Origin of the sequence: Algoriphagus alkaliphilus, from assembly GCF_900103735.1 — a bacterium.
In the GTDB taxonomy this organism is placed as follows: Bacteria; Bacteroidota; Bacteroidia; order Cytophagales; family Cyclobacteriaceae; genus Algoriphagus; species Algoriphagus alkaliphilus.
The window spans coordinates 61,904-75,623 of the sequence record NZ_FMXE01000003.1; the positions used below are offsets into that span (position 1 = coordinate 61,904).

Sequence of the window (13,720 nt, forward strand, 5' to 3'; positions counted from 1 at the left end):
ATCCATGAGTACGCAGCCAAAAACATTTCAGGAACTAATTCAAGGGGATATTCCCGTTTTGGTAGATTTCTTTGCTACCTGGTGTGGACCTTGCAAAATGATGCAACCTATTCTGGAAGATACCTCCAGGCAATTAGGCGATAAAGTCAAAATCGTGAAGGTGGATATTGATAAAAATCCGCTTGCAGCAGGAAAATTTCAGGTTAGGGGTGTTCCGACATTGATCCTTTTTCACAAAGGGAAAGCGATCTGGAGACAATCTGGAGTGGTTCCTACGCATCAATTAGTTCAAATTATTGAATCCAATCGGGGTGCCTTTGCTTAAAACCAATGTGACAAAAGTCATTTTGAATTCAGTTTTTAGAAAATAATTTTGATGAAGTTTTAAAAGGAATTAATAAGACGAATCAAATAGATTAGAGGATGACGCTAACCTCACCCGCCGGATGATTATTAGTCATGAGCCATAGGCAATAAGGCCCAACATTTCTCCGGATGGCTATCAAGTTGAACACTAAAAAAAAATGATAATACTATGAAAATCGAACAAATCTATACCGGATGTCTTGCTCAAGGAGCTTACTACATTGAATCAGACGGTGAAGCGGCCATAATTGATCCGCTGAGAGAAGTCCAGCCCTACATTGAAAAGGCAGCCAGAAGAAATGCGAAAATCAAATATGTTTTTGAGACGCATTTTCATGCAGACTTTGTTTCGGGACATCAAGATCTGGCAGCAAAAACCGGCGCAAAGATTGTTTTTGGCCCAACGGGCATGAAGACGGGATTTGATGCTGTAATTGCTGAAGACAATCAGGAATTCAAACTTGGAAAAGCAAAAATCCGGGTGATTCACACACCAGGTCATACGATGGAATCGTCTTGCTATTTGCTGTACAACGAGGAAGGCAAGGCAGAGGCGATTTTCACAGGTGATACCTTATTCATAGGGGATGTAGGGCGTCCGGATTTAGCACAAAAAGTAATTGCTGAATTAACACAGGAAAAGCTTGCGGCTCATTTATATGATTCGTTAAGAAATAAAATCATGCCTTTGGCTGACGATCTCATCGTCTATCCCGCTCACGGCGCAGGTTCTGCCTGCGGAAAAAATATGAGCAAAGAGACATCTGATACCTTGGGTAACCAAAAGAAGACGAATTATGCACTTCAGCCAATGACCAAAGAGGCTTTTATCAAAGAAGTGTTAAGTGGTCTTACTCCGCCGCCTGCTTACTTTCCCCAAAATGTCTTGATGAATATCCAAGGATATGACAGCATTGACGAGGTGTTGGAAAGAGGGATACATCCTTTGACACCCGAAGAATTTGAGGTAGCAGCAAACGAGACCGGAGCAATGATTCTGGATACCCGTGATCCTCAAACTTTCGCCAAGGGGTTTATTCCAAACTCCATCAATATCGGTATCGATGGAAGTTTTGCAGTGTGGGTAGGAGCGATGATCCCGGATTTGAAGCAGGAAATCCTGGTAGTGGCAGAAGAAGGTCGGGAGGAAGAAGTTGTTACCAGGCTTGCAAGAGTAGGCTATGATTATTGCCTGGGATATTTGAAAGGCGGTTTTGCATCTTGGAAAAATTCTCCGATGCATGAAGTGGATTCCATTACATCCATTACAGTGGATGAATTGGATAAAATCAAAAAAGGTGATCCTGAGATCCATATTCTTGATGTTAGAAAGAATTCTGAGTTTTTGTCAGAGCATGTCTTGGACGCTGAAAACGCACCCTTGGACTATATCAATGACAGCATGCTGAAAGTGGACAAAAATAAAACCTACCACGTGCATTGTGCGGGAGGATACCGATCCATGATTTTCAATTCTGCTTTGAGAGCCAGAGGATATGACAATCTTATAGACGTAGCCGGAGGATTTCAGGCGATTAAAGAATCAGGGAAATTTCAGGTGTCGGACTACGTCTGTCCAACTACCCTACTTTAAGCTTTAGCAATACATATAAATTATTTTGAATGGCAGGCCTCCGGGCTTGCCATTTTTAATTTAAAACTATCCGATGTGATCAAAGTCACACGAATTAGTACCCAAACATGGAGAGATTTGCACTTGCTTTGAAGGGGATTGGGATGGTCTTTATTGTATTACTCAATCTGTCAATTCCTACTTTTTCCCAGCATCATGGAGAAATTATAGTTGACACCACTTCAAATGAAAAGTTATTTGGAGATAAATTGAAAACCGGGAATTTCGAATTTCATCTGCGTTCCTTTTACATGCATACAGAAAATCAAAAGGGGCTTTTGGATTATTCTACATGGGGGTCAGGAGCAGGGCTGGGGTATTTCAGTCCCCGGTGGAAAGGGCTTGGTGTAGGGTTCAGCGGATTCTTTGTTTTCAGACATTTTGAAAACAATATAATCCTTCCGGATCCGGCCACAGGACTTCCTAATCGGTATGAGCTTACCCTATTTGATGTCCACCATCCTGACAATTACCATGATATGGATCGATTAGAGGAGTTTTTTGTTTCCTACGAAAAGGAAAAATTCACTACTTGGGTTGGCAGGCATCATTTTGAAAGTCCATTGTTAAATACATCTGATAACCGGATGCGTCCCAATCTATTCAGTGGGATATCGATGGAGTATCAGCCTGGAAAGTTGAAGTTTACTGGAGCATGGTTTACGCATTTGATTTCCAGAGGATCTTTGAAATGGCTTTCGGTGGAAGAGTCAATTGGGGTTTATTCCACAGGAAGAAACCCAACTGGATCAGATAAAAATTATCATCATCACCTCGAATCAAAAGGAATCGGGGTGCTAGGTATAGAGTTTCAAACAAAGGATCTTCAATTGAAATCTTGGACTTACCTGTCAGAAGGAATTTTCACGACAACTTTTGGAGAAGCTTCAGGGAATTTAGCTTTAGCAAATGGCTCCCGCTTCGTTTATGGAGCTCAGGGATTTTATCAGACTGCACTGGACGATGGCGGTAATCCTGACCCAAGCTATGCCTATACTTTGCCGGGTGAATATACTTATGGAGCAGGGTTTCGTACTGGAATTCATTTAGGAAATTCAGAGTTAACTTTGAATTACTTAGGAATATCAGATAGTGGACGATTTCTATTCCCAAGAGAATGGGGCAGGGAAAAATTCTTCGTGAGTATGCAGCGGGAGCGATTTGAAGGTATGGGAGGGGTAAATGCCTGGGGGGTGCTTTATGATCAGACATTTATTCAAGATAAACTTAAGGTGAGTCTGGGAGCCAGTCAGGTAAATACGCCTGATTTAGAAAATATCGGTTTGAATAAATATGGGCTGCCAAATTATTATCACTTTACTGGACTGGTTGACTATCGATTTACCGGTTTCTTCAAAGGGCTGGTTTTGCAATTGCTAGTTGTACACAAAAAAGACGACAGTGATAGAAATATCCCGCTTGAATTTGTAATCAATCGAGTAAACATGACCAATTACAATCTGATATTGGATTATAGATTTTAACAAAAGGAATAAAACAACTAAACTAAAATATGAATCAATTTATTGAATGGATTTCTCAGCCTTGGCCTTGGTACGTGGCTGGGCCGATGATAGGATTGACCGTGCCTGCCCTACTGATTTTGGGTAATAAATCTTTCGGGATTTCCTCCTCCTTGCGTCATATCTGTGCTGCATGTGTACCGGCAGGTATTCCTTTCTTTTCCTACAATTGGAAGAAAGAAATGTGGAATCTACTATTTGTTCTGGGAGTAGGAATTGGTGGTTTTATAGCCATGAATTTTTTGGCAAACCCCAATACAATTGTTATTTCTGAAGCTACTCAGGCCGATTTGAGTGCCTTGGGAATAACCAGCTTTTCCGATTTAATGCCTTCGGATATTTTCTCTTGGAGCAATGTGTTTACCGCCAAAGGACTCCTTTTCTTCGTAATAGGGGGCTTTTTGGTAGGCTTCGGTACTAGATACGCTGGTGGATGTACTTCAGGCCACGCAATTATGGGTATCAGCTCATTACAATGGGCATCATTGGTAGCTACTATTTTCTTTATGATTGGTGGATTTCTGATGACTCATGTCTTATTGGAGCCATTAATGAAGTTGGTAGGTTTCTAAAAAAAAACAAAACATGAAATGCCCATGAGAAAGGCTTCTCACACAGGAGCATGATTATCTGGGGGTATTCCATGTGGCAATTAAAAACCAAATTATAAACACATGAAATACCCATGTCGAAAGAGCGACACACAGGAGCATGATTATCTGGGGGTATTCCATGTGGCAATTAAAAACCAAATTATAAACACATGAAATCGAGCATGATCCCGTATTTACAGGATCACACACTGGGATGATTATCGACCATGCGAGATTCCATGTGGCAATTAAAAACCAAATTATAAACACATGAAAGAAGCAGATAAAAAAATAGAAATTTTGGATCCGAACTGTGTGGCTCCAAATCTCAGTGAAAATCACGACAAAGGTCTTGAACTCTTGAAATACCTGATTTTGGGAACGCTGTTCGGAATCGTATTTGTAAAAGCCGAGATCATTTCTTGGTTTCGCATCCAGGAGATGTTTCGGCTCCAATCCTTCCATATGTATGGTGTGATCGGTTCAGCGATAGTGACGGGCATTATATCTATCCAGTTGATCAAGCGATTGAATGTCAAAACTATTCAAGGAGAAAGCATTGTGATACCGGATAAAGTTTTCAAAAAGGGTCAAGTGATTGGCGGCTTTATTTTCGGCTTGGGTTGGGCTATTACCGGTGCTTGTCCAGGGCCACTATTCGCGCAGATCGGAAGTGGTTATTCCGTTATTTTGGTTACGTTGATTTCTGCTTTGGCAGGAACTTGGGTATATGGTAAATTTTCGGATAAGCTTCCGAATTGAATAAAAGCAAAAATGAACAGTAGAGCCACCTTCAGAAAAAGGTGGCTTTTTTAGTTGAATACCTTTTTGAAAATGATCCTAATGAAAATTATGATAGTGATCAAAATGCTCCCTACAATGACAAACTCCATGCGCTTTGCTTTTTGTCAGAACTTATCCAAACCACGAATAGTTTTTCCTTTTCATGAAACTTTTCCCTAATCCAGACCAATATTTCTAAATTTGCCAGCCTATAAAACCTAAACACCCCCATGAATTACCTCTCCAAACGTAGAACTGCCTTAGGGGCTATGTTCTTTTTCGTAGGACTTTGTTTCGCGAGTTGGGCAGCGAGAATCCCTGATATCCAAGCCAAATTTGAGCTTTCTGAAGGACAGCTGGGTACGATGCTCCTTTTTTTGCCTTTGGGCTCATTATTGGGGTTGCCTCTTGCAGGATGGGCTGTCCATCAGTATGGCAGTCGTAGAGTAATCATGATTGGAAGTTTTGCCTATGCTATGACATTGCCATTGATTGGTTTGAGTCCCTCTGTTTTATTATTGATACCGGTTCTGATTCTTTATGGTTTACTCGGTAATGTGATGAATATTTCACTCAATACGCAAGCCTTGGATTTGGAAGATCAAATGGGGAAAAGTATTCTGGCATCTTTTCATGGACTTTGGAGTACAGCTGGTTTTGTGGGTGCGGGATTAGGTGCAGGAATGATTTTTATCAACATTCTTCCCGAACTTCACTTTTTGATCATCATGGGTATTTCATTTTTCATCATCATTGCTGCTCAGCGCTTTATTTTAAAAGAACAAAAAGTATCTGAGGGCAGTGGTTTGGTGATAAAGAAACCGGATTCTTTGCTGTTAAGAATCGGCTTAATCGCCTTCCTAGGAATGATGTGTGAAGGATGCATGTTTGACTGGAGTGGAGTTTATTTCAAAAAAGTCATTCTGGTGGATCCATCAATGATCGCTTTGGGCTATGTGGCATTTATGGGGGCGATGGCATCCGGAAGATTTGTTACGGATAAAATCGCCGCTCGATTTACGAAAGTTGCAGTCATCCAAGTAAGTGGAGTGTTGATTTTTGTGGGATTGGCTTTGTCAGTTGCTTTTCCTACCGTTTGGAGCGCAACCCTTGGCTTCTTGTTGGTTGGATTTGGAATTGCCTCCATTATTCCGCTTTCCTATAGTATCGCTGGTCGATCCAAATTATATAGCCCAAGTGTTGCCTTGGCCTTGGTGTCTACCATTTCCTTTTTTGGGTTTCTTTTAGGCCCCCCTTTGATTGGGTTTATCGCTGAGTTATTTGACTTGAAAACATCCTTTGCATTAATTGCAGTCAGTGGAATTGGGATTACTTTGCTGTCCAGCATCAGAAAGCAGGTTTTTTTGATTCCTCAAAAGGTTAAATCTATGGCAGCCTAATGTTAATTCCTGAAAATCTCCAGTTTCAACATGATTTCGAGGTTGGATCATTTCAGGTTCACCCTGATGGAGAGATCAGCTTAACATCATTGGCTGACCTACTTCAGGAGATTGCGTGGAGACATGCTGATTCGGCTGATTTTGGAAGAAATTTGATGGATACCCATCAAATGTGGGTGCTTTCCCGGCTTGAAGTCAAAGTGAATAAGTTTCCAAAATGGGGTGAGTCAATCCGGCTTTTCACAGGAGGAAGAGGTGCGGACAAGCTATTTGCCTTCAGGGAGTTTTTGGTTTGGGATCGAAATGATCAACTCTTGGCAAAAGGGATGTCCTCATGGCTACTACTAAATGCGGAAACCAAACGCATTCAACGCCCTGAGCAAGTTTTACCTCCGACACTTTTTGATCCGAAAATGAAACCCGCTTGGCAGCCCGGCAAAATAGTCACCGGAGGTGAGTTAATCGCTGAAGAGGAAATCAAAGTCAGGCTTTCCGATTTGGACCTCAACAATCACGTTAACAATACGAGTTACATCCGATGGGTAGAAAATCTACTTTTCGATCAGGGAATTCGTCCGGAGAACATCGCCGTAAATTATGTGGCCGAATGTATTCAGGGTGATAAAGTCGTCCTGAAACTTTTTGGAAAAGAGTCCAAATTTACAATAGAAGGTAAGGTGAATGAAAAAATCGTTTTTTTGGCTGAAGTCTAGCTAGTCAATTTTTAAGGGATCTTTTAGTGTAAATCTCTAAAAACATTTGGATAACTTTTCTCATGTGACCACTGTCACAATTTTTAATTTTTGAAAAGTCTGATTTTTGTACATTATCATGATAGTTCTAATCTTATGCTCCAGCCTTTTGTTAAATTGATCACTTTAATCGTGGCTTTACTCGGTTTAGCTACAGCACTTGTGGGAGTGATCGGTTTTGTTGTTTTTATATCCTACTCCGGTATCCAACTCCCGAGTTTAACCGACGAACAAAAATTAAATCCTCAGACTATTGCCGAAATCCCTGTAGTCAAAGCCTTGGCAGATTCTGCTGGAATGTGGAAATCTCCCGATTGGAATTCCGTAGATGCGGAACCCAATGCTATGGAAATTAAATACGGGAAGGAGCTGATAGCCAATACTTCTGAGTATCTGGGTCCAAATGGTAAAGTTAAAGCCATATCAAATGGGATGAATTGCCAAAACTGCCATTTGCAAGCGGGAACAGCTCCTTTAGGAAACAACTACGGTGCTGTGGCGGCGACATATCCGAAAATGAGGGCTCGCTCGGGAACTGAAGAGGATATTCAAAAACGAATAAACGATTGCTTTGAAAGAAGCTTAAATGGGCAGTCCCTCGAGCGGGATTCCAAAGAAATGGTCGCAATGGTTGCCTACATCACCTGGGTAGGGAAAGATGTACCAAAGGGGGAGATCCCCAAAGGATCCGGACTTTATGAAGTGCCGGTTTTGGATCGTGCCGCAGATCCATCAAAAGGAAAATTGGTTTACGAGAATCAATGTCAAAGCTGCCATGCAGCAGATGGACAAGGGATGGGCAGACCAGATGGTAAAGGATACACCTATCCACCTTTATGGGGTAAAAATAGTTACAATCATGGGGCTGGACTTTATCGACTGTCCAGGTTTGCAGGTTATGCGATCGCTAATATGCCCTTGGGTGCTTCTTTTCAAAACCCAATTCTCTCCGATGAGGAAGCTTGGGATGTCGCAGCCTACGTGAATAGCATGGATCGACCAAAAAAGGATCTTTCGCAAGATTGGCCTGACATTTCAAAGAAACCTGTAGATCATCCATTTGGCCCATTCTCTGATCAATTTACCGAAGCGCAACACAAATTTGGGCCATTCAAACCCATTCAGGAAGCGAAAGCAAAATCAAACTAATGAAGCAAATCTTTTTGATTTCATTCCTCATTTTTGGTTTCTATAATTCAGGATTTGCGCAGGAGAAAAAAGTGGAACTTAGTGTCATTCCGGATATTCATTTCCGATCGTTTTGGATGAATACAATTTATCCCAAAAATGATTTTAAGGAGGATTATGCTTTAGGAATGACCCTTAATCTCGGGGCCATTATTAAATATCAGGAAAATTGGAAGTTTCATGTTGGTTTTCGCTCTTTTGCAAATGTGGCAAGTTCAGAAATTTGGGAACTAGATCCAGCCACAGGCCAAGGAAATCGGTATGAAACAGGGCTTTTCGATCTTCTTGATACCAGAAGTCGATTTTTCGGCAAACTGGAGACCTTATCACTGGAGTTTTCGAAAGAAAAATTTGGAATAAAGGCAGGTCGAATGGGGATCAATTCGGATTGGATTAACGCTCAAGATGGGAGATTGTCTCCTACCGCAGTAGAGGGGGTTAATGCTTGGATTGCACCGGATAAGCGCTGGAAATTTTCTGTTTGGGGGATTGGCAGAATGAGTATTCGAGGAAGTAGCGAATGGCTTTCAGTGGGAGAGACAGTCGGTATTTATCCAGTGGGGAGGACTGTATCCGGAAAACCTGCCCAATACTTTGGGAATACTTCAAGCGACTGGTTGGGTATTTGGGAAATAGATCGAAAAATCGCTTCAGACTCCAAAATCCACTTTTCAAATACCATTGCCCAAAATCTCTTTTCCACCTATTGGCTTTCTTTTGAAAAAAACCGAAAAATTGAATCAGGTATAGTGATAATGGGGCTGCAAAGTGGATTTCAACATGGAATCGGAGAAGGTGGCAATCCCAATCCAGATCTTAAATACAAAGAGGCGGATGATATAAATTACGCGCTGTCAGGAAGAATAGGGTGGAAAAACATGAAATGGACTACGCATTTGAATTATACGCATGTAGGGGGTGAGGGGCGCTGGCTTAGTCCAAGAGAATGGGGGAAAGATGCTTGGTATACCTTTATTCCGAGGGAGCGGAATGAAGGCTTTGAATCAGTAAATGCCGTGGTAGCTTATGGAGAGTATCGTTTTCAGAAACCACAGCTTACCCTTTATGGACATTTAGGTTTTCATTGGCTTTCTAAAACTGAGGACGCATTCGGCAACAAATACAATTTCCCAAGTTATCGACAGGTAAACCTCGGAGTGAAATTGCAAGCTAACAAGGTTGCAAACCTGGACTTTCATTTTATTTTGGTGAGTAAAGAGCCTTTGACTTCTAGTGACTTAAGTCCAAATCAAATTTATAACAAGGTTGAATTATTGCATTTTAATGGGATAATTAACTGGAGGTGGAATTAATAAATCATGGCCTGATTAGGAATATTGAATCCTATTCCCCACCTTTGAGGGGTCGAAGAAATGTTTTCGATACTTGGTGACAAGTCAGCATCGGTAATACACCTGCTTAAGTAGTAAATCAAGAGTTCTCCATTACAGGTTTTAATTCTTATTATCCTACTTTTTTAATTCTTAAAATAACCTTATGTTGTTTACAGAATTAAAACCTGCAGTTTACAATCTTTACGAGAACCCTGGATTTTATTAACCCTAAATAATTTTATTATTAAGACTATTCGATTTTCGGAATCAGAACTATCTGATTTCTCAATTGCGCTTAAAAGTAGAGTCAATAACTACTTCAAATCTACCCAACAGTCCAAGTTTGCGAACAGAGAAATGATCATTAAGACTGTGGTCATGGTATCTCTTTATTTCGTGCCTATTATTTTATTAGCCACCGGAGTAGCAACTCAGACCTGGCATTTATTCGCTTGCTATATTCTTAGTGGTTTTGGAATGGCAGGAATCGGAATGGGTGTCATGCATGATGCAATCCACGGTTCGTTTTCCAAAAACCCTACGGTAAACAAACTACTCGGCTATACCCTTAACATGGTAGGAGCCAACGCTACTGTTTGGAAACTGCAACACAATGTACTTCACCATTCCTACACGAATATTTCAGAAGGTGATGATGATATCAATGCGCCATTCTTTCTCAGATTCTCTCCAAACGCCAAGAAAAACGCGCTACACCCGTACCAGCATTGGTATACTTGGTTTTTCTACGGTTTGTCTACTGTGTCTTGGGTGACATCTAAAGACTTTATCCGCTTCACAAGATATTATAATATGGGTCTTATGAAAGGCAAAAATGTCTACAGAAACTCGATATTGAAGATATTAGCTTGGAAATTAGTGTACTTTGCTTTCATCCTTGGTTTACCGATTGCATTCTCTCCTTTTGGAGTCGGTCAGATCTTACTCGCTTATTTAGTGCTTCATTTTATTACCGGATTGAGTATCTCTCTGGTATTTCAGACTGCGCACATCATGCCAAATGTGGATTTTCCAGAGGCAGATGAGCATGGAATCGTAGAAGGTGAGCGAATGCTGCACCAGTTAGTTACTACTTCTAATTATTCCGAAGGAAGCCGGGTATTTGCCTGGATGATCGGAGGATTAAATCATCAAGTAGAGCATCACTTGTTTCCCGATATTTGTCATGTACACTATCGGAAAATTGCCCCCATTGTAAAAGCCACTGCTGCTGAATACAATATTCCTTATCATACAAAAAAGACATTTTTTGATGCTTTGAAGTCCCACTATGAAATGCTCCGGTTCCTGGGCAATTCTGAAATGCTGCCTGCCAAAGCCTGATTTTATCCCACCATGAATAATACAAGAAATAACACTGCGCCTTCCAAAGCAGGTAATGCAGACAGAAGGCAAGTGAAAAAGAAAAAAGAATCCACCTTGGATCCAAAGCTTTTTGTCAAAAAAGCAAAACCAAGTGGACAAGCCGGATTTAGGACAGAAAAAGCTTTCGAAGACTTAAATTTGAATCCAAGACTTTTGTCAAACATTCTGGCAAAAGGTTACGAAACGCTTACCACCATTCAAGAACAATCCATCTTACCTCTTCTTGAAGGAAGAGATATGATGGCAATCTCAAAAACAGGTTCGGGTAAAACTGCTGCATTTTTGATTCCGATCATCGAGCATGCCCTGAAAGACCCAAGAAACTATACTGCATTGGTGGTTACCCCCACCCGTGAGTTAGCTCTTCAAATAGAGGAGGAGTTCAAAAGTTTGGTTTTGGGATTACAGTTGTATTCGGCCACTTTTATCGGAGGCACAAATATCAATTCGGATTACAAACAGCTTGAGCGTAAGCTTCAGGTCGTAGTAGGTACTCCGGGTAGATTACTGGATCTTGCGGCCAGGAAATTGTTGAAGCTCAATCAGGTTAATACCCTTGTTCTCGATGAGTTTGATAGAATGCTGGATATGGGTTTTGTCAATGACGTAAAAAAATTGGTCAATTTGATCGGTAAACGTGATCAGACACTGCTTTTCTCAGCAACACTTGAACCTGCACAAAAGCAATTGATTTCTACACTTCTTCAAAATCCAATTGAAGTAATAGTAGAAAATGCCGGTGGAACCAACGAGAATATTGAACAACAAACCATCAAAGTGCCCGAAGGTGCTGAGAAGTTTGATTTGTTGTCAGGATTATTTAAAAGTCCTGAGATGGATAAGGTTATCCTATTTACAGAAACTAAGAGACTGGCCGACAGGCTGGCAAAAAAGCTGAATCAAGTCGGTATAGCTGCAGGACAGATTCACGGAGATAAATCCCAGAATTTTCGGAACAAAATGATCGAAGATTTCAAAAAAGGGAATATACGGGTACTGGTCGCAACTGACGTTGCCGCCAGAGGTATCGATGTAGCTGATGTGTCCCATGTGATTAATTATCAGTTACCGATGACCATGGATGCATACATCCATCGTATCGGCAGGACTGGACGAGCCGGTAAAATCGGCCATGCCATCACCTTTGTAAACTAAAAAACGCCTAATGTCAAAAAATCAAAACACGTTCATTAAAAAGCAAAAGGCAGAGCTTAAGAAACGGAAGCAAAAGGAAAAACTTGAAAAAAAGTTGGATCGTAAGAGCCAGCCGAAAGATGGAAGCCTCGATAATATGATTGCTTACGTCGATGAGTTTGGAAACTTCTCCGATACTCCACCTGAACCGCCAATTGTCAAAAAGACAAACCCAACACAAACAAATCAAAACAGAGTAAAAACAAATCAAAATTTCAAAAATCATGAATGAAGGAACAGTAAAATTCTTTAACACTACCAAAGGCTTTGGATTCATCACTCCAGCAGATAACAGTGAAGATGTATTCGTACATCACAGCGGTCTGGTACACGAGATCCGTGAAAACGACAAAGTGAAGTATGACCTGGTACAAGGAAAGAAAGGCATCAATGCCGTTAACGTGAAAGTTGTACATTAATCCTTAATGTCTCACGAGGTGAAAACCCCACAGGTAGGCCTGTGGGGTTTTTCTTTTCTAAGTAGCTTTGATCTCGTTTTTTAATTTCAATCCTTTTTCAAAATCAGAAATATTGGACAAAGTGATTTTTGAGATTTGCTCTAAGGCCTCTTTTGTAAGAAAAGCCTGATGTCCTGTAATTAATACATTTGGAAATGTCATCAACCTGGATATTTCCTCATCTTGCATGATTTCCTCTGATAGATTCTTGAAAAAAATATGCTCTTCTTGCTCATAGACATCAATGCCTAAGTAGCCAATTTTTCCTGTTTTGAGAGCTTTGATCACTGCCTTGGTATCCACCAAGGCACCTCTACTCGTATTGATCAATGCTACGCCGTCTTTCATTTGCGAAATAGTTTCTGCGTTAATCATGTGGTGGGTTTCTGGAGTAAGCGGACAATGGAGGGAAACAATGTCGCTTCTGGAAAGTACTTTTTTTAGAGAATGGTAGGTTACTCCCAGTGTTTTCATTTCTTCATTTTCATAAACGTCATTTGCGATTAGTTGACAACCAAATCCTTTTGCAATCCTGCAAAATGCTCTTCCGATTGCTCCGGTGCCAATCACACCGATCGTTTTACCATGAATGTTTACGCCGGTAAGCCCATCCAGCGAAAAGTTGTTTTCACGTACCCGATTGTAAGCTTTATGAGTTTTTCGGCTTAATGTTAAAATCAGTGCAAACGCATGTTCAGCCACTGCTTCGGGGCTGTAAGCAGGCACTCTTACTACCGTGATTTCTTGTTCCGCTGCCGCATTTAGGTCGATTTGATTGTATCCTGCACACCGAAGTGCAATGAGTTTGATCTCCAATTTTTTTAATTCTTTCAGAATTTCAGCATCGATTTTATCATTTACAAACGAACAAACTACTTCATGTCCTGCTGCCAAGGATAGTGTGTCTTTGTCAAGCTTGACCTCGAAATAGCTAATATGATGTCCCGAGCCTGGCAAAAATTGATTAAAACTTTCCCTGTCGTATGATTTTGTGCTGAAGAATGCAATTTTCATTTGATGCGATCTTTGTGTTTGTTTTTTAAAATTGATAACCGTAATTCAAAAAGTAGAAAATTAAAGTCAATTTATTTTTAGTTTCAGGAAAAATTT

At 40.7% G+C, this 13,720-nt stretch carries 14 protein-coding genes; 13 read left to right on the forward strand and 1 reads right to left on the reverse strand.

Features of this window, described 5'->3' with window-relative positions; genetic code table 11:
- Positions 1-4: 4 nt before the first annotated feature.
- From trxA to BLQ81_RS01920, 13 genes are all read left to right on the forward strand, one after another.
- Positions 5-325 (forward strand): thioredoxin, encoded by a 321-nt coding sequence (gene trxA / locus BLQ81_RS01860; RefSeq protein ID WP_092728262.1) that lies wholly within the window; start codon positions 5-7, stop codon positions 323-325.
- Between the two features lie 210 nt (positions 326-535).
- Positions 536-1,960: an MBL fold metallo-hydrolase gene (locus BLQ81_RS01865; RefSeq protein ID WP_092728263.1), complete on the forward strand. Its 1,425-nt coding sequence runs from the start codon at positions 536-538 to the stop codon at positions 1,958-1,960.
- Positions 1,961-2,067: 107 nt separating this feature from the next.
- Positions 2,068-3,483 carry a hypothetical protein gene (locus tag BLQ81_RS01870; protein ID WP_092728264.1) on the forward strand — a complete coding sequence of 472 codons (1,416 nt, stop codon included), beginning with the start codon at positions 2,068-2,070 and terminating at the stop codon, positions 3,481-3,483.
- Positions 3,484-3,512: 29 nt separating this feature from the next.
- A complete protein-coding gene (locus tag BLQ81_RS01875; protein WP_092728265.1) occupies positions 3,513-4,094 on the forward strand; it encodes a YeeE/YedE family protein in 582 nt (193 codons plus the stop codon).
- A gap of 291 nt (positions 4,095-4,385) precedes the next feature.
- Positions 4,386-4,877 carry a DUF6691 family protein gene (locus tag BLQ81_RS01880; RefSeq protein WP_092728266.1) on the forward strand — a complete coding sequence of 164 codons (492 nt, stop codon included), beginning with the start codon at positions 4,386-4,388 and terminating at the stop codon, positions 4,875-4,877.
- Positions 4,878-5,128: 251 nt separating this feature from the next.
- Entirely contained in the window at positions 5,129-6,298 is a 1,170-nt protein-coding gene (locus tag BLQ81_RS01885; protein ID WP_092728267.1) for an MFS transporter, read from the forward strand.
- Positions 6,298-7,011 (forward strand): acyl-[acyl-carrier-protein] thioesterase, encoded by a 714-nt coding sequence (locus BLQ81_RS01890; RefSeq protein WP_092728268.1) that lies wholly within the window; start codon positions 6,298-6,300, stop codon positions 7,009-7,011. The genes BLQ81_RS01885 and BLQ81_RS01890 overlap by 1 nt, the downstream gene beginning before the upstream one ends.
- 135 nt (positions 7,012-7,146) lie before the next feature.
- Positions 7,147-8,199 (forward strand): c-type cytochrome, encoded by a 1,053-nt coding sequence (locus BLQ81_RS01895; RefSeq protein ID WP_092728269.1) that lies wholly within the window; start codon positions 7,147-7,149, stop codon positions 8,197-8,199.
- A complete protein-coding gene (locus BLQ81_RS01900) occupies positions 8,199-9,551 on the forward strand; it encodes a hypothetical protein (protein ID WP_092728270.1) in 1,353 nt (450 codons plus the stop codon). Before BLQ81_RS01895 ends, BLQ81_RS01900 begins: the two co-directional genes overlap by 1 nt.
- A 378-nt stretch (positions 9,552-9,929) precedes the next feature.
- Positions 9,930-10,916 (forward strand): fatty acid desaturase family protein, encoded by a 987-nt coding sequence (locus tag BLQ81_RS01905; protein ID WP_175454148.1) that lies wholly within the window; start codon positions 9,930-9,932, stop codon positions 10,914-10,916.
- Positions 10,917-10,928: 12 nt separating this feature from the next.
- Positions 10,929-12,113, forward strand: a complete 1,185-nt coding sequence (locus tag BLQ81_RS01910) for a DEAD/DEAH box helicase (RefSeq protein ID WP_092728272.1) — start codon at positions 10,929-10,931, stop codon at positions 12,111-12,113.
- Positions 12,114-12,123: 10 nt separating this feature from the next.
- Entirely contained in the window at positions 12,124-12,384 is a 261-nt protein-coding gene (locus tag BLQ81_RS01915; protein ID WP_092728273.1) for a cold-shock protein, read from the forward strand.
- On the forward strand, positions 12,377-12,571 hold the full coding sequence (locus BLQ81_RS01920) for a cold-shock protein (RefSeq protein WP_092728274.1): 195 nt from the start codon (positions 12,377-12,379) through the stop codon (positions 12,569-12,571). The genes BLQ81_RS01915 and BLQ81_RS01920 overlap by 8 nt, the downstream gene beginning before the upstream one ends.
- Before the next feature lie 57 nt (positions 12,572-12,628).
- Here BLQ81_RS01920 and BLQ81_RS01925 read toward each other — a convergent pair whose 3' ends face one another.
- Positions 12,629-13,624: a 2-hydroxyacid dehydrogenase gene (locus BLQ81_RS01925; RefSeq protein WP_092728275.1), complete on the reverse strand. Its 996-nt coding sequence runs from the start codon at positions 13,622-13,624 to the stop codon at positions 12,629-12,631.
- Between the last annotated feature and the right edge of the window lie 96 nt (positions 13,625-13,720).